Source organism: Curtobacterium sp. ME12 (assembly GCF_903970855.1).
Lineage (GTDB): Bacteria > Actinomycetota > Actinomycetes > Actinomycetales > Microbacteriaceae > Curtobacterium > Curtobacterium poinsettiae_A.
The window spans coordinates 88,431-110,791 of record NZ_CAJCKD010000004.1; the positions used below are offsets into that span (position 1 = coordinate 88,431).

Here is a 22,361-nt window from a genome sequence, read left to right on the forward strand (position 1 = left end):
GCAACGGGTCTACGGTCTGTCCCGTGCGGCAACGACGCCGCACGATGACGAATCGAGCATCATGCAACGACGGATGAACCGCGTCCTCGCGCTCGCCCTGAGCCTCGGTGTCGTGGGGGCACTGGCGCCGGCGATCTCGGCCCAGGCGGTCGCCACGAGCGACACCCCGGACTTCGGCAGCAACGTGACGATCTACGACCCTTCGGTTCCGGCGTCGACCATCCAGGCCGACGTCGACGCGGCGTTCAACAGCCAGCTGCGCAGCACGACGGCGCAGTTCGGCACGCAGCGGCACGCCTTCCTGTTCAAGCCCGGCAACTACGGCCGCGTCTGGGCGAACCTCGGCTTCTACACGTCGGTCGCCGGGCTCGGAAAGAACCCCGACGACGTCACGATCAACGGCGCGGTGAACGTCGACTCCGGGTGGAACGCCGGTGACGAAAAGAACGCCACCCAGAACTTCTGGCGGTCGGTCGAGAACCTGGCGATCACGCCCGAGACCGGAACCGACCGGTGGGCGGTGTCCCAGGCCGCTCCGATGCGTCGGGTGCACGTCAAGGGGAACCTCACGATGGGGCCGTCGAACCAGGACGGCGGCCAGGGGTACTCGTCCGGCGGCTACATCGCCGACACGAAGGTCGACGGCACGGTGACCTCCGGGTCGCAGCAGCAGTGGTACACGCGGAACTCCACGATCGGGTCGTGGCAGGGCGGCAACTGGAACATGACCTTCTCCGGGGTCCAGGGCGCCCCGGCGAACGACTTCTCGAAGAGCTACACGACCCTCGCCACGACGCCGATCACCCGTGAGAAGCCGTACCTGTACGTGGACTCGTCGAACAAGTACCACGTGTTCGTCCCCTCGCTCAAGCAGAACGCGAGCGGCGTCACGTGGCCGAACACCGCCGGCACCGACCTCCCGATGCGCAACTTCTACGTCGCGCACCCGGGCGACTCGGCGGCGACGATCAACGGCGCCCTCGCACAGGGGCTGAACCTGTTCTTCACCCCGGGCACGTACCAGCTCGACGCCGCGATCAACGTGCAGCGGGCGAACACCGTCGTGACCGGCATCGGGTTCCCGACCCTCGTCCCGACCAAGGGCAACTCCGTCCTGGTGTCGAACGACGTCGCGGGCGTGAACGTCTCGAACATCGTCGTCGACGCCGGCACGCAGAACAGCGCACAGCTGATCCGGCTGGGCACGGCGAACTCGCACATCGACCACGCGGCGAACCCGCAGAGCATCCAGGACGTCTTCTTCCGCGTCGGATCGAGCATCCAGGGCAAGGCGAGCGCCTCCCTGCGGGTCAACGCCGACGACACCCTGATCGACCACATCTGGGCATGGCGTGCAGACCACGGCGGTGCCCCGACCGGCTGGAACGTCAACACGGGTGCGACCGGTGTCGAGGTGAACGGCAACGACGTCCTCGCGACCGGACTCTTCGTCGAGCACTACCAGCAGTACGAGGTGCTCTGGAACGGTGAGAACGGCCGCACGATCTTCTTCCAGAACGAGATGCCGTACGACGTCCCGGACAACGCCTCGTGGCAGAGTCCGACCGGCGCCGGCTACGCGGCCTACAAGGTGGCGTCGTCCGTGACGAAGCACGAGATCTGGGGCGGCGGCGTCTACGCCTTCTTCAACACGAACCCCGCGGTGCACGCGGACCGGGCGTTCGAGGTCCCGCAGACCGCCGGCGTCCGCGCCCACGGGCTCGTCACGGTCTCGCTCGGCGACACGGGCACCATCTCGAGCATCATCAACGGGGTCGGCGGCGCGGTCCCCACACCGGCGGGCAACACCGCACCGAACCGACTCGCGTCGTACAACTGATCGGTGCCGGCGGGAGCGGCTGCTCCTGATCGGTGTCGACGGGAGCGACCACTCCTGATCGAACGACGGCCGACTGCTCCCGCCGGAGCAGTCGGCCGTCGCGCTGTCGTCAGTTCCTCCGCCGCGCGCCCGCGGATCGCGGTGGGTTCGCCCGGAGGTGCTCCGCCGCTCCCCCGAGGATCCGCGCGAGGTCGTCGACGTCCGCGTCCGACATCGACGCGAACAGCAGGGTGTGCAGCGCCTCGATGTGTCCGGGGAAGACCGCGGCGAGGACGTCACGACCGGCCGGGGTGATCGTCACGACCGTGCTGCGTTCGTCGTCGGGCGAGGGCCCGCGGGTGACCAGCCCGCGCTGCTCGAGCAGTTGCGCCTGATAGGTCAGCCCGCTGCGGCTGTAGACGACCCCGTCGGCCAGGTCGGTCATGCGCTGCTGCCCGCCCGGAGCGTCACCGAGCCGGGCGAGCAGCTGGAACTGCACGTAGCTCAGGCCACCCACGTCGCGCAGCTGCCGCTCGACTGCGTGGCGCAGCAGGCTGCTCACCTCGGTGAAGGCGAAGTATGCCCCGAGCTGCGTCGGGGTCAGGGAGTTCGGCGCATCTGTCACGAGAGTCATCCTACCTGTTGCTTCGAGTTCGAAGCAGTGGTAGCGTCGCCGTCAGTTGCTTCGAACTCGAAGCACATCGCGCAACACGACGAAGGGCACGATCATGCAGGCAGTACGGTTCCACGAGGTCGGCGGTCCCGAGGTGCTCCGCACCGAGGACGTCGAGCAGCCCACCCCGGCCGCCGGGCAGGTGCGACTCCGCGTCGCCGCCTCGGCCTTCAACGCGGCGGACAACGGGATGCGGGGCGGGTTCCTGCCGATCCCGGTCCAGCTGCCGCACGTCCCCGGGTACGACGTGTCCGGCACCGTCGACGCGCTCGGCGACGGCGTCGAGGGGATCGCCGTCGGGGACGCCGTCGTCGCGTTCCTGCCGATGGAACTCGACGGCGGGGCGGCCGAGTACGTCATCGCCCCGGCGGACGCGGTGGTCGCCGCACCGACGAGCATCCCGTTGGCCGATGCGGCGGCACTGCCCTCGGTGGCACTCACCGCGTGGCAGGCGCTGTTCGACGACGGGCGGCTCGAGGCCGGCCAGCGCGTGCTGGTCATGGGCGCCGGCGGCGTGGTGGGCAAGTACGCGATCCAGCTCGCCGTCCGCGCCGGCATCCACGTCATCGCGACGGCGAGCCCGCGCAGCATCGAGGCCGTCCGGGCAGCCGGCGCCCACGAGGTCATCGACCACACCACGACCGACGTCCGTGCCGCCGTGACGGAGCCGGTCGACGTGCTGCTCAACCTCGCCCCGATCGACCCGCAGGACTTCGCGGCACTCGTCGACGTCGTGCGTGACGGCGGCGCGGTCGTCAGCACCACGGCGTTCATGGCCACGCCGGACGACGAGTCCCGCGGGGTCCGGGCGGCGACGGTGTTCGTCCTGCGCAACCGCGAACGCCTGGCGGAGCTGGTGTCCCTGGTCGACGCCGGGGCGCTCACGGTCGAGGTCACCCGGCGCATCCCGCTGACCGAACTGCCGTCCCTGCACGCCGAGGCGGCCGCGGGACGGATCAGCGGCAAGGTCGTGGTCCTGGTCGGGTGACGGCCGCACACCCCCGCACCAGCACCGCCCGCACCAGCGCCGGATACGCTCGGCGCATGACGGACCAGGGGTGGCACGAGGACGTGCTCGGAGCACCGTACGAGCGGCTCGAACTGCCGCTCGGCACCGACTCCGAGGGCCCCGTCGTCGCCACCCTGGTCCGCCGCCGGCACACCCCGACGGACCTGCTGCTGCACGGTCGCGGGCCCCTGCACGGGGTCGACATGCTCTACGTGCACGGCTGGTCGGACTACTTCTTCCAGGTCGAGCTCGCCGAACGCCTCGAGCGGCTCGGTGCCCGGTTCCACGCGCTGGACCTGCGGAAGTACGGTCGGAGCCTGCGTCCGTACCAGACCCCGGGCATGGTCGACGACCTGGCGGTGTACGACGAGGACATCGCCGCAGCGCTCGACGCGATCTCGGCCGAGCACCCCGGCTCGGACCGCCGCCGACTCGTCCCGATGGGCCACTCCACCGGCGGCCTGACCCTGTCGCTCTGGGCAGCTCGGCACCCGGAGCTCGTGCACGGCCTCGTGCTGAACAGCCCGTGGCTCGAGTTCCAGGCCACCGCGGTCGGGCGGGCGATCGTCGCACCGGTCATCAAGCTCGGTGCCCGCCGGAACCCCCTCGCGCCGATGCCCGCGGTCGACCCCGGCTTCTACACGCGCACCGTCTCGGCCGAGGGCGAGGGGTCGTGGACCTACGAGCAGCAGTGGCGGCCGGAGCGCGGCTTCCCGCTGCACCCCGGTTGGCTCGCCGCGGTCTTCGACGGTCAGGCACAGGTCGAGAAGGGCCTCGGCATCGGGGTCCCGACCCTGGTGATGCTGAGCGACAAGAGCATGCTCCAGCCACGGTGGGACCCCGGGATGGCGCGGGCCGACGTCGCCCTGAACGTCGACACGGTGGCGCACCGCTCGCTCTCCCTCGGCGGTGAGGTCACGGTCCGTCGGCTCAGAGGGGCCCTGCACGACGTGGTGCTGTCCGCGCCGGAGGTGCGGGAACGGGCGTACGACACGATCGGGCGCTGGGCGACCACGATCCGCTAGTCCCGCGACGCCCCGCGACACCCCACGACGCGTGCGACTCAGTCGGTCAGCCCGGCCACCGCGGCACGGGTCGCCTCGGCGACGAGCGCGTCCGACGGCTCGGCACCGGGGTCGGCCCGGCTCGTCATCACCACGAGCACGACGGGCGCCCGCCCCGGCGGCGTCACGACCGCGATGTCGTTCCGCACCCCGTAGGACGCCGTACCGGTCTTGTCGGCGACCCGCCACGACGGGTCCACCCCGGCACGGATCGTCGCGTCCCCGGTCGTGTTGCCGAGCATCGCCTCGCGGAGCACCCGCCGGTCGGCGACGTCGAGGGCGTCCCCGAGCAGCACGGTCCGGAGGTCCGCCGCGAACCGCTCCGGCGTCGTCGTGTCCCGCCGGTCGCCCGGGATCGCCTCGTTCAGGTCGGGTTCGACCCGGTTGACGCTCGTCGTCCGGTCCCCGATCCCGCGCAGCCACCGCTCGACGTCGTCCGGCCCGCCCAGCCGCTCCACCAGCAGGTTCGCCGCGGTGTTGTCGCTGAAGCGGAGCGCAGCGTCGATGAGCCCGCGCACCGTCATCCCGGTGTCGACGTGCTCGCTCGTCACGGGCGCGTACTCGAGCAGGTCGCTGCGGTCGTAGTGCACGACGGTCGCCAGGTCAGCGTCGGACGAGGCGTCGAGGACCGCCGCCGCGATGAACACCTTGACCGTCGATGCGAACGCGAACCGCTCCCCCGCACGGTGCGCGATCGTCCGACCACTCCCGGTGTCGATCGCGGCGACCCCGAGCCGTGCGTCGTACCGCCGCTCCAGCGTCGCGAAGGTCCGGGCAGTGGCAGTGGCCGGGTCGGTCGACGGCGCCGCTGCGCCCGAAGCCGACCCGGACGCAGCAGCAGGAGCCGATGCGGACGACGTCGGCCCGGTCGTCGCACCACCCGGCGCACCTGAGCACCCCATCAGCCCACCCAGCACCAGCGCCGCCAGGGCCGCGGCCGTCGTCTTCGTCCCGCCTCGCACGCCCCCGAGCATGCACGACGACCGTGCAACTACCCTGAGCGGCATGTCCGTGACCGCCGTCCGCCTCACCCGCCTGGACCCCACCGGCGCCGATCGCCAGGAGCTGCTCGCGTTCCTGACGTCCGAGGAGTTCCCGTTCCACGTCCGACGGCGCATCGGTGCGGCCGACGCGGCGAGCGCCGTCGACTCCGGTGCCTACCGCGACGACGAGCACGACACCTCCTGGCTCGACCACGACGACCTCGGGCGCATCGGACTGGTCCGCCTCGAGGACCTGGCTGACCCCGTCCCCCTGTTCGACCTGCGCCTGGCGGGTCGGTTCCGGGGTCGGGGCCTCGGGGTCTCCGCCCTGCGTGCGGTGACCGACCACGTGTTCACGACGATGCCGACGACCACGCGCTTCGAGGGCCAGACCCGCGAGGACAACACCGCCATGCGCCGGGTCTTCGTCCGCGCCGGTTGGGTGCAGGAGGCCCACTACCGCGAGGCGTGGCCCGTCGACGGCGGCCCGGCCGTCGGGTCGGTCGGTTACGGCGTGCTGCGCCGCGACTGGGAGACGGGCGAGACCACCCCGGTGCCGTGGGACGACGTCGCGCGGTGAGCGGCTGACGGTTCTGGTTCACGTTCCCCGGGGTTCGTGAACCGGAACCGTCAGCGCGGACACGAACCGCCGTCCCGCGCCCGTCACGTGGCCAGCAGACGGACGGGAGGCCCGTGGCGGCGCCGCCACGGGCCTCCCGTCCGCCCGTCCGTCGCGTCGCAAGGCCGCGACAGAGACTCCGTGGTGGGGTGCACGCCGTCCGCGATGAGCCGGTTGCGGGGATCGGGGGACGAACCTGGGGATGCACTCAACTTCGTTGCACCGAGTGCATCGATGCACCTAGTGTTCGATCTCGTGACCATCGCGACCGACCGCCGTGCTGCCCTCAAGGCGAAGCACCGTGCCGCGATCCTGCAGGCCGCTCGCGACCTGATCGACGAGCGCGGCGGCCGCGACTTCAGCGTGGACGACCTCGCTGCCCGCGCCGACATCGCCCGGCGCACCGTGTTCAACCACTTCGCCTCGCTCGACGAGGTCCTGCTGGCCGTGTGCGAGCAGGAGCTGTCCGTCATCATCGACCGGTTCCTCGCCGACATGGCCCGGACCCCGGTGGGCGACGGCAGTCGGGCGTCGATGTTCGACGAGCTCGAGTCCGCCGCCCGCGGTGCCGACCTGGCACCGGCGATCGCCAGCATGTACCGGATCCTCGGTGACCCCGGCAAGGACGACCCGAAGGCCGCGGTCCTGACCCAGACGGCGTTCTCGCGTGTGACCGAACGGCTCCGGCACGAGGTCGCCCGACGCTACCCGGCCGCGGACCCCCTCGACGCCGCGCTGCTCGTCGAGTCGCTCATGAGCGGCATCGTCGTCATCGCGGAGCACTGGCTGGCGACGTCCGGCCCCGAGCTCGACCAGCCGGCGCTCGACGCGTGGGACGACCTGCTCGCCCGACTCGTGCACAGCGTCCGCAGCGGCTACATGGCCGACGGCTGACACCGCTCCACCTCCTCGTCCCCCAGGGGTCCACCGGCGCACCCCGCACCACCAGCACCTGACAACGAAAGGACCGCAGGCACCCGCATGGCCGGTCTCCTCTACCGTCTCGGACGGTTCTCCGCACGACGCCACTGGCTCGTGATCATCACCTGGGTCGTGATCATGGCCGTCGCGGGCGTCACGTACACGCTCTTCGCCGGCACCATCTCGTCGTCGATCACGATCCCGAACACCAAGACCAGTCAGGTGCAGGACCAGCTCGCCGACAAGTTCCCGTCGGCGAACGGCGGCAACGGCACGATCGTCTTCGAGACGAAGGACGGCAAGGCGTTCTCGTCGTCGCAGCAGTCCGAGATCGACGACTTCCTGACGAGCCTCGAGAAGCTCGACGGCGTCAAGGGCACGACGAGCGGCTTCGAGACCCAGCAGCAGCTCGACGACCAGCGGCAGAAGATCGTCGACGGCCGCGACCAGATCGAGTCCGGTCGCGCGAAGATCGAGACCGGACAGGAGCAGCTCGACGCCCAGAAGGCGCAGCTCGAGTCCGGCAAGCAGAAGATCGAAGACGCCCAGGCACAGCTCGATGCGCAGAAGGCCCAGGCGCAGGCGGCCGGTGGCGCAGCCGTCCCCGCCGCACAGGCGCAGGCAGCGGCCGCCCAGCTCCAGCAGGCCCAGGCGCAGATCGACGCCCAGCAGGCCCAGATCGACGCCGGTGAGCAGCAGATCGCCGACGCCCAGAAGACGATCGACACGAACAAGCAGAAGCTCGACGACAACGAGCAGGAGCTCGAACAGGGCTCGGACCTGCTCGACCTGTCGAAGGACATCCGCTTCGTGTCGGACAACGGCAGCGCCGCGATCGGCACCGTGCAGTTCACGAAGTCGACCTACGAGGTCCCCGCGGACACGAAGACCGCCATCGCGGACGACGCTGAGTCGGCCGACATCCGGGGCGTCAACGTGTACGTCTCGAACGACATCGCACAGGGTGTGCCGTCGATCCTCGGCCCCGGTGAGATCGGCGGTGTCATCATCGCCGCGATCGTGCTGCTCCTGATGCTCCGCACGGTCATCGGCGCCGCGGTCCCGCTCGTCAGCGCCGTGCTCGGCGTCGGCGTCGCCTCGCTCACCGCCCTGTCGTTCTCGAGCGTCGTCGAGTTCATCTCCGTCACGCCGGTGCTGGGGGTGATGCTGGGCCTGGCGGTCGGCATCGACTACTCGCTGTTCATCCTCAACCGGCACCGGACCCAGCTGAAGCAGGGCATGCAGGTGCACGAGTCGATCGGACTCGCGAACGGCACCTCGGGCAACGCCGTGGTGTTCGCCGGTGCGACGGTCATCGTCGCGCTGCTCGCGCTGAACATCACGGGCATCCCGTTCCTCGGCCTGATGGGCACGGTCGGTGCGGTCGCGGTGCTCTTCGCGATCCTCATCGCGACGTCCTTCACCCCGGCCCTGCTGTCGCTCATCGGCATGCGGATCCTGCGGAAGAAGGAGCGCGCGAAGATCGGCAACACCGACTCCACGCGGATCCCGAACAAGCCGATGTCGAGCTGGCGCGCGGTCATCACGCTCGTCCTCGGCGTCGCGGTGCTCGGCACCATCGCCCTGCCAGCGACCCAGATGCGCCTCGGCCTGCCGAGCGGTTCGTCCGAGGCGGTCGAGTCGAGCCAGTACAAGGCCTACAAGACGCTCGAGCAGGAGTTCGGCGCCGGGCAGAACGGCCCGCTGCTCGTCGTGGCGACCCTGCCGGAGTCGATCAGCAAGAGCGACGTCACCGCGACCGAGGTCACCATCGGCCAGGCGATCGCGAAGAACGACGACGTGGAGGCCGTGCTGCCGATCGGCGCTTCGAAGGACCGCGACATCATCGCGTTCCAGGTGAAGCCCGCCGGCGGCCCGGACAGCGTGTCCACCGAGGACGTCGTGAAGGACCTGCGCGAGCAGACCGTCTCCACCGACGACGGCAAGGTCACCCTCGGCGTCGCCGGCAACGCGTCGGCGAACATCGACGTGTCCGAGAAGCTGTCGAACGTGCTGCCGCTCTACCTCGTGGTGGTCGTCGGGCTGTCGCTGATCATCCTGATCATCGTGTTCCGGTCGTTCCTCGTGCCGATCACCGCCACCGCCGGGTTCATCCTGTCCGTGCTGGCGTCGTTCGGCGGTCTGACCGCGATCTACCAGTTCGGCTGGCTCGGCTCGGTCTTCGGTGTGCACGACCCGGCACCGATCCTGAGCTTCCTGCCCATCATCGAGATCGGCATCCTGTTCGGTCTGGCGATGGACTACCAGCTGTTCCTGGTGTCCGGCATGCGTGAGGCCTACGCCCACGGCGCGAGCGCGAAGGTGGCCGTCCAGCGCGGTCTGCACGCTGGTCGCGCGGTGGTCACGGCGGCGGCGATCATCATGATCTCGGTGTTCGCTGGCTTCATCTTCTCGGACTCGTCCACCATCAAGCCGATCGGCTTCGGGCTGGCGTTCGGTGTGCTGATCGACGCCTTCGTCGTCCGCATGCTGCTCATCCCGGCCGCGATGCACCTGCTCGGCACGAGTGCCTGGTGGTTCCCGAAGTGGCTCGACCGCATCGTGCCGGACGTCGACGTGGAGGGCGCGAAGCTCGAGCGCACCCACCCGGTCGCCGGCCACGAGGACACGCACACCGGCACCCACGCGCTCCCCGTGGAGCCCGACGCGAACGCGCACGACTCGGGGCACCCGCCCGCGCACCGCGCGTAGTCGACGCACCAGCGCACCCACCCTGGAGGCCCGGTGCCGGTCCACGAGACCGGCACCGGGCCTCCAGGCCGTTGCGCCCACCGCCCCGGGTCGCGACCACACCACTTCGTGCACGAACGAAGTACCCTGAGGGCATGACCCAGACCGCACCGGACCCGCTCGCGCTCGACCGGCAGCTCTGCTTCGCACTCGCGGCGACGAGCCGCAGCGTCATCGGGCTGTACCGCGACCTGCTCGAGCCGATGGGCCTGACCCACCCGCAGTACCTCGTGATGCTCGCCCTGTGGGAGCGTGACCCGCGGTCGGTGCGCGAGATCGCCGGCGAGCTGCGACTGGACTCCGCGACGCTGAGCCCGCTGCTCAAGCGCCTGGAGGCCTCCGGCTACGTCCGCCGCACCCGCAGCGCCGCCGACGAACGCCAACTCGAGGTGTCCCTGACGACCGCCGGGCACGCCCTGCGCGACCGAGCACAGGCGGTGCCGCTCGCCGTCGCCGACCGGCTCGGGTGGCCACTCGTACGACTCGAGTCCCTGAAGGACGAGCTGACCGAGCTGCTGGAGCGCGTCGACCAGGTGTGATCCACGGCCATCAGTGCCATGATGGTTCGTGCACGAACGAAAGGATGCACCGTGGGACGCTTCGGCCAGTGGTACGAACGGTGGAACACGACGCTCATCAACAAGATGGGCCCCTCGCAGATCGGTGCCGGTCGGCCCGAGGGCATCGACGACCGGACGATCGACCGGGGCTGCCCCCTGTGCGGCAAGCCCCTCTCCCAGCACCAGGTGATCCGCCCCGAGGGCCAGGTGCGCTCGTCGACGCTGGTGTGCCCGCGCGACTGACCGCACTGCCTGAAGAAGTGCTCCGAGGCGGAATTGCACCGGACAACTCGTCGTTCGCCCTGACGTGAAGCTCTTCGAACCCGCCTCCATCGGCGCCCTGTCCCTGTCGAACCGCGTCGTCATGGCCCCGCTCACGCGCACCCGCGCCGGCGAGCACGGGGTCCCGAACGACCTGCTCGTCGAGCACTACCGGCAGCGCGCCGGCCTCGGCATGATCATCACCGAGGGCACCTGGCCCGTGCAGGAGGGCCGCTCCTACCCCGGGCAGCCCGGCATCGAGACCGACGAGCAGATCGCCGGCTGGCGCCGCGTGACCGACGCCGTGCACGCCGCCGGCGGCACGATCGTCATGCAGCTCATGCACGGCGGCCGCGTCTCGCACACCGACATCTCGCAGACCCCGCGCATCGTCGCGCCGTCCGCCATCGCCGCCCCCGGGCAGACGCACCTGGCCGACGGCTCGAAGGCGGACATGCCCGTCCCGCACGAGCTGACCACCGCCGAGGTGCAGGAGGCCGTGCAGGGCTTCGTGCAGGCCGCCCGCAACGCGATCGCCGCCGGACTCGACGGGGTCGAGGTCCACGGCGCCAACGGCTACCTGGTGCACGAGTTCATGTCGCCGGTGTCGAACACCCGCACCGACCAGTACGGCGGCTCCCCCGAGAACCGCGCACGCTTCGCGATCGAGGTCACCACGGCCATCGCCGAGGCCATCGGCGCCGACCGCACCGGCATCCGCCTGTCGCCCGAGCACGGGATCCAGGGCGTCATCGAGGACGACGCCGCCGACGTCCGCGCCACCTACACCGCCGTCGCCGAGGGCCTCGCGCCGCTCGGCCTCGCCTTCGTCGACGTCCTGCACGCCGAGCCGACCGGCGACCTGGTGCAGCACGTCCGCCGCACCGTGGGCGCGCCGTTCATCGTGAACTCGGGCTTCTCGTCGCTCACCACCCGCGACGAGGCCATCGCGATCGTCGAGGGCGACCACGCCGACGCCGTCGCCGTGGGCCGCGCCGCGATCGCCAACCCGGACCTCGCGCACCGCTGGGAGCACGACGCCGAGCTCAACGAGCCGCGTCCGGAGCTCTTCTACGGCGCGACCGCCGAGGGCTACACCGACTACCCGTCGCTGGCCGAGGCGCGCGCGACCGTCGCGTAGTCGACGCACCACCTGAGGAACGGGAGGCCCGTGGCGACACCGCCACGGGCCTCCCGTCCGTCGTGCCCCGCGAAGGTGACGCCGTCTCCTAGGATCGAGGCAGTGAGTACAGCAACGCCGGGCGAACGGGGCCCCGCGCACCGAGCGCGCGACACCACGCGGTGGGACATCCAGGGCCTCCGCGCGTTCGCCGTCCTCGCGGTCGTCGTCTACCACCTGTGGCCGGGCGCCCTGCACGGCGGGTTCGTCGGCGTCGACGTCTTCTTCGTGATCTCCGGCTTCCTGATCACCGGGCTGCTGCTGCGGGAACAGCTCGCGACGGGCACGATCCGGCTCGGACGGTTCTGGTCGCGCCGGGCCAAACGCCTACTGCCGGCCGCGTTCCTCACCATCGTCGTCACCGGAGTCGCGGTGCTCGTCGCCGTGCCGAGCGCGCTGTGGGGGCAGTACGGGCGTGAGCTGATCGCCTCGACGGTGTACCTGCAGAACTGGGAGCTCGCGGCGAACGCCGTCGACTACCTGGCGTCGGCCGACGCCCCCTCACCGTTCCAGCACTTCTGGTCGCTGTCGGTCGAGGAGCAGTTCTACATCCTCCTGCCGCTCCTGCTGCTCGGCATCGGGGCACTCGCACGCCGTCGGTCCACGCCGCTGGCGACCGCGCGGCTGCTGCTCGGCAGCGTCGTCGTGCTGTCCCTCGTGTGGAGCATCGTGCAGACCGCCACCGACCCCGGCGTCGCCTACTTCTCCACCGGCACCCGCGCGTGGGAGTTCGCACTCGGCGGTCTCGTCGCCACCGTGCACCTGCCCGAGGTCCGCACCGAGGTCGCCCGGCGGGTCCGCCTGGTCGCCACCGGCATCGGCGTCGTGGCCCTCGCACTGTCCCTCGTCGTGATCACCCCGGAGACGGCGTTCCCCGGGATCGCGGCGCTGCTGCCGGTCGCCGGCGCGGCGCTCGTGCTGCTGTTCGGCGCGGGGACCGAGTTCGAGGACGTCGGTGCGCTCCGGCCCGTCGCCTTCTTCGGGCGGATCTCGTACGCGCTCTACCTCTGGCACTGGCCACTCGTCGTCATCCTGCCGATCATGCTGGGACGTCCGCTCGACTGGGCGACGAGTCCGGCAGTACTGCTCGTCGCGATCGGTCTGGCCACCGTGACGACGATCTGGTTCGAGGAACCGGTCCGGTTCTCGACGTGGCTGCGGGACCTGCAGCCCCGGGGCGTCGTCTCGCTCGCCGTCATCTGCAGCTTCACCGTCGTGACGCTCGGGGCAGCCACCCTGACCGCCGTCTACGTGCAGGAGGTCAACGCGACCACGGTCACGAAGCAGGTCACCGCGGAGCAGGAGGACGACGACGAGTCCTGCTTCGGTGCCGCCGCGCGCATCGGGTTCGCGGACCCCTGCGTCGACCCCGAGCTCGCCGACGTCCGTGTGCCCGCTCCGGCCGTGGCCAAGGACGACGACGACAACCGCGCCGAGTGCTGGAGCGGCACGTTCCGGCCCTGCGTCCTCGGCAAGACCACCGGCTGGTCGAAGCACCTCATCGTCATCGGCGACTCGCACAGCAACGCACTGCTCGGTGCGTACGAGAAGATCGCGGACGACAACGGCTGGCGGATCGACCTGGCCGGCGCCGGCGGGTGTTACCTCACCACCGCGCAGCAGGACTCGCTGAGCCCCTCGTCGATGCGGGGCTGCAACTCGTGGAAGCACGCCGCCATCGACTACGTCCGCGAGCACCGCGACGCCGACGCCCTGGTCGTCACCCACTCCACCACGCAGATGCCGGTGAGCCTGCCGCCCGGACCCGCCCGCGACAAGGCCACCCGCAACGGCCTGGTCGACGCATGGGAGCAGGCGGCCGGTGACGAGCTACCCGTCATCGCCGTCCGTGACAACCCGGTGCCCCGCCCCGACGTCGTCGCCTGCCTCAGCACGATGTCCGGGCCGACGACGGACGCCTGCGACCGGTCGCGCGCCGAAGCGCTCGGCACGACGGACTCGTCGGTCGAGGCCGTCGCCGCGTTCCGGGCAGCCGGGGGCAAGGCGGCGTCGATCGACCTGAGCCGCTACTACTGCACCGACACCACGTGCCCTGCGGTCGTCGGGGGCGTCCTGGTCTACCGGGACAGCACGCACATCACCGCGACGTGGGCGTCGTCGCTCGAGCCGTACCTGGAGCGTGCGCTGCAGGACCGGTTGGCGGCCTTCGCGCGCTGAGCGGGGCGGCCCGGACGGGGGGACTGAGCGCTTCATCAGACGATCGTCTGCCGAATTGCAGGACCGTCCCAAGTTGAGGGACGAAGTTGCTCGGACCATGCCGCGGCCATCAGCATCGCACAGCGCGATCGACGGCCAGCGGACGCTCGAGGCAACTGAAGGGGCACCCCCGTGCACATCTCGCGCCGAACTGCGCTCATCGGCATCACCGCCACCGTCCCGCTCGTCACGACCGCACTCGCGGCCCCGGCCGACGCTGCCACCCCCTCCGGCGCGGCCGGCTCCACCGGGTCGACCGGTTCCTCCGGCTCGTCCGGCTCCGCCGACTCGGGCGTGCTGGCCGTGCAGCGCTGGCTCAACACGACCTTCGGGCACCTGCACGGATGGGTGCACGTGGATGAGGACGGGCTGACCGGCAGCGGCACCGTGCTCGGGATCGTGCAGGCCACCCAGTCGCTGCTCGGCATCTCCCCCGTCGTCGCGACGTTCGGGCCGACGACCCGTCGGAAGCTCGAACAGCACGGCGACGTCGGGGCCGAGACGGGCGACGACGCCGCCACCTGGCGCCGGCTCGTCCAGGCCGGACTGGTCTGCAAGGGCGCCTCGACCGTCACGCTCACCGGTGAGTACGACGCGGCCACCGTCGCGGCCGTGCAGGCGCTCCGGTCCGACCTGGGTGCCGAGCCCGGCGCGCTCCCGCTGTCGGCGCACCTGTACGCCGCACTCCTGACCGTCGACCCGGTCCGGCTCGCCTCCGGCGGGTCCCGAGCGGTGCGCGCGGTGCAGCAGTACCTCAACCGCACCTACGCCGAGGCGACCGGCGGCGCGTACGGCAGCACGAGCGGACTCGTCGACACGAGCACGTACTCGGCGGCGATCCGCGCGGTGCAGGTCGCGGTGGGCGTCACGGTCGACGGCGCCTGGGGACCGGGGACGGCCGCCGCGCTCCGTGCCGCGGGCCCGAGCGTCGTCGGGGTCGGGGCCACCGGCGCCTGGGTGCTGCTCGTCAAGGCGCTCCTGGTGCTGAACGGCGAGCGCGTCGTGTTCAGCAGTGCCTACTCGGCGGCGGACGCCGCGGTGGTCCGTGCGTTCCAGCAGTTCCAGGCGTTCCCGCCCGCCGAGCAGACCGGGACGTGCGACGCCGGCACCTGGGCAGCCCTGGCGGCGAGCACGGGTGACCCGGACCGTGCGACGACCGGTGCCGACACCGCGGTGCGCCTCGACGACGCCCGCGCGGCCGCCGTCCGGGCGTCCGGTGCCACCAGCGTCGGCCGGTACCTCACGAACCACCAGCGTTCCGGGGCACTCGACAAGGCCCTGACCCCCGAGGAACTCCGTGTGATGGCGAGCGCCGGCCTTGGGCTGTGGCCGATCTTCGAGGAGGGCGGGTTCGCTGCCTCGTGGTTCACGGAGGAACAGGGCGTCCGCGACGCCCACCGCGCCCACGACGCGGCCCGGAAGCTCGGGATCCCGAAGCAGACCACCGTCTACTTCGCCGCCGACTTCGACGCGACCGCGGCGCAGGACGAGTCGCTCGTGGTCCCGTACTTCCGTGGCGTCGCCGCCGGCCTGCGGGACCGCGGGAACCTGTACAAGGCGGGCGTCTACGGCTCCCGCGCCACGTGCACCGCCGTGAGCAGCGCCGGACTCGCGCACTTCTCGTTCGTCGCCGGGATGTCGCCGGCCTGGTCGGGCAACCAGCTCGAGCCACTGCCGGGCAACTGGTCGCTCAACCAGATCCAGAACCGCACGGTCGGGTCGGGCAACGGGTCCACCGAGATCGACGCGGTGGTGGACTCCGGGCGCGACCCCGGCGTCCCCGCGGCTCGGCTGGCCGGCTGACGAACTGCCGACCGGGATCGAGCGCCGCCGTGACCACCACGACCCCGCGTGACGACGAGCCGCACGCCGTGTTCCCGCACCGTGCCACCTACGTCTTCTCGAACTTCGAGGAGGCGATCTCGATGGACTGCTACTGCGACGAGGGCGCCGACCACTTCGGCGTCTACCCGTTCTACGACGAGGTCATCAAACCGATCATCGACGATCTGACCCGACGCGTCCGGCGCCGGTTCGGGAAGGAAACCCCGTGAACACCGCACACCACACCACCCCGACCACCGTCCGGCACCGCACCCGCCGGACCGCCGCGACGGCCCTGGCCTTCGGGCTGCTCGCGGCGGGCATCGCCCTGCCGACCTCGGCGGCGAACGCCGATCCACTGCCCACGTCCGCCGAACCGACGGGTTCCACGATGACCATCTCCCACGACGGTTCCCGTCCCACGGCGTCGACGGCGGAGCTCGACACCATCGGCACGCTCATCCTCCGACGGCTCGAGCTCGCCGACCCGGTGGCGGAGTCGAAGTGGCTCAGCGGGAAGCCGGTCGCCGATCCGGTGCGCGAACAGGCCGTCGTGGACGAAGCGGTCACCCTGGCGGAGCAGCAGGGCGTCGACCCCGTGCTGGTGACCCGGGTGATCCGCGCGCAGATCGCCGCGAGCAAGGTCGTCCAGCGCGGCCTCATCAACCACTGGACGCACAACCCGTGGACCGCACCCACGACGGCACCGGACCTGACGACCATCCGCCCCCAGCTCGACGCCATCGACACCGACCTGGTGACGGCACTCGGCCAGGCCCAGACCGTCGCCCAGGACCACCGGTGCGCACACCTGGTGGACGCCGAGCGGAAGCACCTCGACGTCGGACTCGACTCGCTGCACCGGAAGGGGATCGACGTGGCCTGGCACACGTTCTGCGCCGCCTGACGCGGGCAGGGGACGGGCCGTCATCGTGAGCGGCCCTAGGATGTGGTGTTCACTGATCGCTCAGCTCGGGCGAGGAAGGACACCGCGCCAGATGAACCAGCGGCAGCTTGCCATGGAGGCCTCTCGACGAGCCATCATCGATGCCGCAGGGCAGCAGTTCGCCGCCTTCGGCTACGAGGCGACCACGTTCTCCCGCGTCGCCGAGGCGATGGGGAAGCCGAAGTCGGCGATCGGGTACCACCTGTTCCCGTCGAAGAAGGACCTGGCGACGGCGGTCATCGAACTGCAGCAGCAGCGCTGGCGTGAACTCTTCGACGCACTCCCTGCGCAGCCGGGCATCGAGCGGCTGACGGTGTTCCTCCTGACCACCGGGATGGACGTCCGCCGGGGCTCGGTCGCGGGCGGCGCGGTCCGGCTCCTGCACGAACTCGGCAAGGCCGGCGTGCCGGTACCGCGCGGTTTCGACTGGTTCGAGATGACGCGGGGCGAGCTCGTCAGCGCCGGGGTCGCGGCGGCGGACGTCGACGCGGCCGCGGTCCAGCCGTCCGTCCTGCTGCTCCTCAACACGACGCTGGGCATGGTGGACGGTTCGACGCAGCTGACCGACGACGAGCTCGTGGCGCAGCTCAAGGCGCTGTGGGCACCGCTCTTCACGTCGTTCGGCATCGCCGGTGCATCCGAGGTCATCGCGGCGGCCCAGCCGTACACGCCGGCTCCCTGACCGGTCGCACCGTCCGGTGCACCCGTGGTCGGGCCGCACCGTACAGTGCCCCATGACCGGAACAGCGCCAGCGCTCCAGTTGCTCCGCCTCGGGGTGGTCGCCGGCGCCCGGAAGGCCGACGAGCGTCGCCTGCCGGAACGAGGAAGGGCCCCGGTGGAATCCACCGGGGCCCTTCCTCGTACTGTGCGCTCGAAGGGACTCGAACCCCCAACCTTCTGATCCGTAGTCAGATGCTCTATCCATTGAGCTACGAGCGCGTGGCCTTGCGGCCGTGGAAGACTCTACAACAGGTGCGGCCCGGGCGCCAATCGAGGCCCTCCGGCCCCCGTGCTCGGCGTGTCGCGAACGGTCTCCGACGGCCGCACCGTCACAGCGCCGCGGGCTCCTCGTCGAACACCTCGGCCAGGAACACCCGGAGTGCCTGCCACGACCGGCGATCGGCACGCTCCTGGTACTGCGCGCCGTGGTCCGGGGCGTCGGTGCCGGGTACGGCGAACGCGTGCATCGCGCCCGAGTACGTCACGACCTGCCAGTCGACGTCCGGCGCCGCCCGCATCTCGTCCTGCCACGCGTGCACGGCCTCGTCCGGCACGACGGGGTCGGCGCCCCCGGTGAGGACGAGCAGCTTCGCCCGGATGTCCGCGGCGTCCGAGGGGTCGTGCGCGATGAGGCCGCCGTGGAACGCCACGGCACCGACCAGGTCGGCCCCGGTCCGTGCGAGTTCGAGTGCGGTCGAGCCACCGAAGCAGTAGCCCATCACCACGACGCGGGCGGGGTCGACGTCCGGGTCGGCGAGCAGTCGCTCGAGCCCGGCAGTGGCGCGGGCGCGCAGCAGGGGCAGGTCCTGGTAGAAACCGCCGGCGACCTGGGCCGCGGTGTCGTCACCGGGCCGGACGCCGGCTCCGTAGATGTCCGCGCCCAACGCGACGTAGCCGAGCCTGGCGAGCATCGTCACCCGTGCCTCGACGTGCTCGTTCACGCCGTGCCAGTCGTGCACGACGAGGACGGCCGGACGACGGCCCGCGATCGCGGCGTCCTTCGCGAGCACACCGAGCAGTTCGGTGCCCTCGTGGTCGTAGGGGACGTCGTCGACGCGGATGTCGGCGCCGGCGGGTTCGGGAACGGTCTGCAGGACGTCGTCGGTGGTGTTCACGTCGCCCGACGCTACGCCGCCGCTCGGGCTCAGGCCTCGATGTTGTCCCAGCCGTCGGGGCCGACGGAGCCGGCGGCGTACTCGTCGAGGGGCGCCTTGCCGGCCTTCCACGCGTCGAGGAACGGTCCGACGACCTTCCAGCCCTGCACCGCGCTGTCACCGCGGACCGACAGCGTGGCGTCGCCCTCGAGCACGCCGGCCAGCACCTCGCCGTAGGCACTCAGGCGCCCAGGGTTGAAGGTCACCTCGAGGCTCGTGTGGTCGATCGTGTACGGGTCACCGGCGCCGTTGACGTTGAGCTCGAGCTGCATCTCGTCCGGGGCGATCCAGATGCGCAGCCGGTCCGGCAGCTCGGTGCCGGTGAGCCCCTCGGGCACGTGCGGGGAGTCCTTGAACGTGATGACGATCTCGCGGCGCTGCGCGGCGAGCGCCTTGCCGGAGCGCAGGGTGAACGGGACGCCGGCCCAGCGCCAGTTCGCGATCTCCAGGGTGAGCTGGGCGAGGGTCTCGGTGCCGAGCGACGGGTCCACGCCGTCCTCGTCGACGTACGACGGCAGCTGGCGGTCCCCGACGGTGCCGGCGGTGTACCGGGCGCGCTTGCCCGCGGTGACGACATCGCCGCCCCACGGTCGGACGGCCCGCAGCACGAGCTCCTTCTGGGTGCGCAGGTCGTCGGCCTTGATCGAGGCGGGGGCCTCCATCGCGACGACGGCCATCACCTGCAGCAGGTGGCTCTGGATCATGTCGGTGAGCGCCCCGGCCTTGTCGTAGTAGCGCGCCCGGCCCTCGAGCCCGAGGGTCTCGTCGTAGACGATGTCGACGCGCTCGACGTGCTGCGACGACAGCAGCGGCTCGATGATGCGGTTGGCGAAGCGCAGCCCGAGCAGGTTGAGCACGGTGGAGCGGCCGAGGAAGTGGTCGACGCGGTGGATGCGCTCCTCGGGGATGAACGAGTGCAGCAGGTCGTTCAGGTGCGAGGCGCTGTCGGCGTCGGTGCCGAACGGCTTCTCGAGCGCCAGCCGGGTGCCGGCGGGCAGGTCGAGGTGCGCGAGCTGCTCACAGCTCTTCTCGGTGACCGCCGGGGGCAGCGCGAAGTAGATCGCGGGGTCGTGCTCGCACGCGGCGAGCAGTGCGCGCAGGTCGTCCGGGTCGGTGACGTCGGCCTTCCGGTAGGTCGAGGCGTCGACCACGGCCTGCAGTCGCTCCGGCAGCGCCGTGTCACCGGAGGCGCCCTCGTCCTCCTCGTTCTTCGACGCCTGCGCGTTCTCGAAGGACTCGCGCACCTGCGCCTTCCAATCGGCGTCGGACAGGTCCTCGACACCGGCCCCGACGAGCTGGACGTCCCAGTCGTCCTTCACCTGGAGCAGGGTCGCGAGGCCGGGCAGGAGCAGGCGCTTGGACAGGTCGCCGCTGGCTCCGAGGATGAGCAGGCTGGTCTGGAGGCTCGACATGCTGCAGACGGTACTCATCGGCCCCGGTGGATGACCGGGCCGCTACGGTGGTGTCATTCCGGCGCGAGGGAGCACCATGAGCAGTGGGTACGAAGGGCGACGCCTCCGTGTCGCCGTGGTCGGGACGGGCATGATCGCCGGCGTCCACGCCCGGGCGGCCCGGGCCTCCGGTGCCGAGGTCCTCGGTGTGCTCGGTCGGAACGCCGCCCGCTCCGAGCAGGTGGCGGCGCAGCTCGACCTGCCCCGTGGTTACGCCTCCCTCGACGAGGTCATCGCCGACGCCCCCGACGTCGTGCACATCTGCACCCCGAACGACCAGCACCACCCGCAGGCGCTCGCAGTGATCGCGGCCGGCATCAACGTGGTGTGCGAGAAGCCCCTGGCGATCGACCCCGCGCAGGCCGCCGAGCTCGTCGCCGCCGCAGCCGAGGCCGGTGTCGTGGCCACCGTGCCGTTCGTGTACCGGTACCACCCGATGGTCCGCGAGATCCGGGCGCGCATCGCCGACGGGGAGCTCGGCCGGCTGCTCGCGGTTCACGGCCACTACCTGCAGGACTGGATGCTCGACGAGGACGCCTCGAGCTGGCGGGTCGACCCGACCTCGAGCGGGCTGTCCCGCGCGTTCGCCGACATCGGCTCGCACTGGTGCGACCTGGTCGAGTTCGTCACGGGCGAGCGCTTCGCCTCGGTGTCCGCCGCGACCGACATCGTCTACCCGACGCGGCCGGCGGCGTCCGGTCCGTCGTTCTCCGGCTCCCCCGACCCGGACCCGGTGGCCGACGCGGCCGAGCGTGCCGAGGTCACCACTGAGGACACCGCCGTCGCCACCTTCCGCACCGCCACGGGCCGCATCGGGAACGTCGTGATCTCGCAGGTCGCGTCGGGCCGCAAGAACCGCCTGTGGTTCGAGGTCGACGGCACCCGCGGCAGCGCGGCGTTCGACCAGGAGCAGCCCGAGTCGGCGTGGTTCGGCAACGAGCGCGGCGCGCAGATCGTGGTCCGCGACCCGTCGCAGGGGTACCCGGACCAGCGCCGGCTGGCGATCGTGCCGGCCGGGCACCCGCAGGGGTACCTCGACGCCTTCGCGGCGTTCGTCGCCGACACCTACACCGCGGTCCGCACCGGGGTGGTCCCCGACGGGCTGCCGACGTTCGCGGACGGCGCCCGCTCCGCCGACATCATCGAGGCCGTGATCGGCAGCGCGGCCGAGACGACCTGGCGGGAGATCCGGTGAAGCTCGGCATGCTGACCGCCTGCCTGCCCGGCTGGTCGCTCGACCGGATTGCCGGGTTCGCCCAGCAGCAGGGCTACGAGCGGCTCGAGGTCGCCGTCTGGCCGGGCACCGGCGGCCGCGACTTCGAAGCGGCGCACCTGCCGGTCGCCACCTTCACCGACGAGGACGCCCGGGCCACCCGCGCCCTGCTCGACCGCACCGGCCTCGAGATCTCCGCGCTCGCGTACTACGAGAACAACCTGCACCAGGACCCGGAGCACCGGGCGGCGGTGCGGACCCACCTGAAGCACGCGATCGACACGGCGCAGACACTCGGCATCCCGTACGTCGGCACCTTCATCGGGCGCGACACCACGAAGTCCGTCCGCGAGAACATGGCCGAGGGGAACCGGGTCCTGCCCGAGCTCGTCGACTACGCCGGCGAGCGCGGTGTGCGGCTCGTCATCGAGAACTGCGTGATGGAGGGCTGGCACCCGGACGGGTACCCCGGCAACATCGCGTACTCCCCCGAGCTCTGGGGCTGGGTGACGGATCTGGGCTTCGGGCTGAACTGGGACCCGTCGCACCTGACGTGGATCGGCATCGACCCGGTCGAGACGATCCTGCCGTTCGCCGAGCACATCGTGCACGCCCAGGCGAAGGACCTCGAACTGTTCCCCAGGAAGCGCAACGAGTACGGGTTCTTCGGCAAGGTCGACAAGGCCGACGACCCGTGGGACATGGGCTGGTGGCGGTTCCGCGTGCCGGGTCGCGGTGTCGTGGACTGGCCGCGCGTCGTCGACCGCCTCTACGAGGCGGGCTTCGACGGCACGCTGAGCGTCGAGCACGAGGACCCGCTCTGGGGCGGCACCGACGACAGGGTGCTCGAGGGGCTGCGCATCGCGCACCGCACGCTCCGTCCGCTGATCGCGCAGGAGCAGTAGCGAGCACCCACCGGCGACGAGCACATGGCCCTGGTCTGGAGGCCCGGATCACGTGACCGACGTCGGTCACGTGATCCGCGCCTCCAGTCC

20 protein-coding genes and 1 tRNA gene are annotated in these 22,361 nt (G+C 71.2%); 16 read left to right on the top strand and 5 right to left on the bottom strand.

Annotated elements, in window-relative coordinates; translation table 11 throughout:
- Positions 1 to 73 precede the first annotated feature (73 nt).
- Entirely contained in the window at positions 74 to 1,840 is a 1,767-nt protein-coding gene (locus H7A73_RS04010; protein ID WP_182064777.1) for a hypothetical protein, read from the top strand.
- Positions 1,841 to 1,949: 109 nt separating this feature from the next.
- Here the strand turns inward: H7A73_RS04010 and H7A73_RS04015 are convergent, their stop codons facing one another.
- On the bottom strand, positions 1,950 to 2,444 hold the full coding sequence (locus H7A73_RS04015; protein WP_182064778.1) for a MarR family winged helix-turn-helix transcriptional regulator: 495 nt from the start codon (positions 2,442 to 2,444) through the stop codon (positions 1,950 to 1,952).
- A gap of 103 nt (positions 2,445 to 2,547) precedes the next feature.
- Between H7A73_RS04015 and H7A73_RS04020 the strand changes: the two genes are divergently transcribed.
- Together H7A73_RS04020 and H7A73_RS04025 are read left to right on the top strand one after the other, a co-directional pair.
- Positions 2,548 to 3,480: an NADP-dependent oxidoreductase gene (locus H7A73_RS04020; protein WP_182064779.1), complete on the top strand. Its 933-nt coding sequence runs from the start codon at positions 2,548 to 2,550 to the stop codon at positions 3,478 to 3,480.
- A gap of 56 nt (positions 3,481 to 3,536) precedes the next feature.
- Positions 3,537 to 4,526, top strand: a complete 990-nt coding sequence (locus H7A73_RS04025; protein ID WP_182064780.1) for an alpha/beta hydrolase — start codon at positions 3,537 to 3,539, stop codon at positions 4,524 to 4,526.
- A gap of 38 nt (positions 4,527 to 4,564) precedes the next feature.
- On the opposite strand, the gene bla is transcribed toward H7A73_RS04025, so the two are convergent.
- A complete protein-coding gene (gene bla / locus H7A73_RS04030; RefSeq protein ID WP_374222213.1) occupies positions 4,565 to 5,467 on the bottom strand; it encodes a class A beta-lactamase in 903 nt (300 codons plus the stop codon).
- Positions 5,468 to 5,570: 103 nt separating this feature from the next.
- On the opposite strand from bla, the gene H7A73_RS04035 reads away from it, so the two are divergent.
- The 11 genes from H7A73_RS04035 to H7A73_RS04085 all read left to right on the top strand — a co-directional run bounded on the left by H7A73_RS04035 (position 5,571) and on the right by H7A73_RS04085 (position 17,509).
- On the top strand, positions 5,571 to 6,128 hold the full coding sequence (locus tag H7A73_RS04035) for a GNAT family N-acetyltransferase (RefSeq protein ID WP_182064781.1): 558 nt from the start codon (positions 5,571 to 5,573) through the stop codon (positions 6,126 to 6,128).
- Between the two features lie 294 nt (positions 6,129 to 6,422).
- Complete coding sequence (locus H7A73_RS04040) at positions 6,423 to 7,061, top strand: TetR/AcrR family transcriptional regulator (RefSeq protein WP_163342754.1); 639 nt, start codon at positions 6,423 to 6,425, stop codon at positions 7,059 to 7,061.
- Positions 7,062 to 7,148: 87 nt separating this feature from the next.
- Positions 7,149 to 9,800 (top strand): MMPL family transporter, encoded by a 2,652-nt coding sequence (locus tag H7A73_RS04045; RefSeq protein ID WP_182064782.1) that lies wholly within the window; start codon positions 7,149 to 7,151, stop codon positions 9,798 to 9,800.
- Between the two features lie 134 nt (positions 9,801 to 9,934).
- A complete protein-coding gene (locus H7A73_RS04050) occupies positions 9,935 to 10,378 on the top strand; it encodes a MarR family winged helix-turn-helix transcriptional regulator (protein WP_182064783.1) in 444 nt (147 codons plus the stop codon).
- Between the two features lie 51 nt (positions 10,379 to 10,429).
- The gene (locus tag H7A73_RS04055) at positions 10,430 to 10,642 is read left to right on the top strand and encodes a hypothetical protein (protein WP_027466129.1); all 213 of its coding nucleotides are present in this window, start codon (positions 10,430 to 10,432) and stop codon (positions 10,640 to 10,642) included.
- Positions 10,643 to 10,706: 64 nt separating this feature from the next.
- Entirely contained in the window at positions 10,707 to 11,801 is a 1,095-nt protein-coding gene (locus tag H7A73_RS04060) for an alkene reductase (protein ID WP_182064784.1), read from the top strand.
- Positions 11,802 to 11,903: 102 nt separating this feature from the next.
- Positions 11,904 to 14,018 (top strand): acyltransferase family protein, encoded by a 2,115-nt coding sequence (locus tag H7A73_RS04065; RefSeq protein ID WP_182064785.1) that lies wholly within the window; start codon positions 11,904 to 11,906, stop codon positions 14,016 to 14,018.
- A gap of 171 nt (positions 14,019 to 14,189) precedes the next feature.
- Positions 14,190 to 15,860 carry a glycoside hydrolase domain-containing protein gene (locus tag H7A73_RS04070; protein ID WP_182064786.1) on the top strand — a complete coding sequence of 557 codons (1,671 nt, stop codon included), beginning with the start codon at positions 14,190 to 14,192 and terminating at the stop codon, positions 15,858 to 15,860.
- A 29-nt stretch (positions 15,861 to 15,889) separates the two neighbouring features.
- The gene (locus H7A73_RS04075; RefSeq protein ID WP_071406470.1) at positions 15,890 to 16,111 is read left to right on the top strand and encodes a hypothetical protein; all 222 of its coding nucleotides are present in this window, start codon (positions 15,890 to 15,892) and stop codon (positions 16,109 to 16,111) included.
- Positions 16,108 to 16,788 (top strand): gamma subclass chorismate mutase AroQ, encoded by a 681-nt coding sequence (gene aroQ, locus H7A73_RS04080; protein WP_259362691.1) that lies wholly within the window; start codon positions 16,108 to 16,110, stop codon positions 16,786 to 16,788. The genes H7A73_RS04075 and aroQ overlap by 4 nt, the downstream gene beginning before the upstream one ends.
- A 91-nt stretch (positions 16,789 to 16,879) precedes the next feature.
- Positions 16,880 to 17,509, top strand: a complete 630-nt coding sequence (locus H7A73_RS04085; RefSeq protein ID WP_182064787.1) for a TetR/AcrR family transcriptional regulator — start codon at positions 16,880 to 16,882, stop codon at positions 17,507 to 17,509.
- 185 nt (positions 17,510 to 17,694) lie between these two features.
- Here H7A73_RS04085 and H7A73_RS04090 read toward each other — a convergent pair.
- The 3 genes from H7A73_RS04090 to H7A73_RS04100 all read right to left on the bottom strand — a co-directional run bounded on the left by H7A73_RS04090 (position 17,695) and on the right by H7A73_RS04100 (position 20,114).
- Positions 17,695 to 17,767: transfer RNA gene (locus H7A73_RS04090), tRNA-Arg, on the bottom strand.
- Between the two features lie 110 nt (positions 17,768 to 17,877).
- Complete coding sequence (locus H7A73_RS04095) at positions 17,878 to 18,663, bottom strand: dienelactone hydrolase family protein (RefSeq protein ID WP_182064788.1); 786 nt, start codon at positions 18,661 to 18,663, stop codon at positions 17,878 to 17,880.
- Positions 18,664 to 18,692: 29 nt separating this feature from the next.
- Positions 18,693 to 20,114 carry a glucose-6-phosphate dehydrogenase gene (locus H7A73_RS04100; protein WP_111101352.1) on the bottom strand — a complete coding sequence of 474 codons (1,422 nt, stop codon included), beginning with the start codon at positions 20,112 to 20,114 and terminating at the stop codon, positions 18,693 to 18,695.
- Between the two features lie 76 nt (positions 20,115 to 20,190).
- Between H7A73_RS04100 and H7A73_RS04105 the strand changes: the two genes are divergently transcribed.
- The gene (locus tag H7A73_RS04105) at positions 20,191 to 21,348 is read left to right on the top strand and encodes a Gfo/Idh/MocA family protein (protein ID WP_182064789.1); all 1,158 of its coding nucleotides are present in this window, start codon (positions 20,191 to 20,193) and stop codon (positions 21,346 to 21,348) included.
- Positions 21,345 to 22,271: a sugar phosphate isomerase/epimerase family protein gene (locus tag H7A73_RS04110; RefSeq protein WP_182064790.1), complete on the top strand. Its 927-nt coding sequence runs from the start codon at positions 21,345 to 21,347 to the stop codon at positions 22,269 to 22,271. Before H7A73_RS04105 ends, H7A73_RS04110 begins: the two co-directional genes overlap by 4 nt.
- The last annotated feature ends 90 nt before the right edge of the window (positions 22,272 to 22,361 follow it).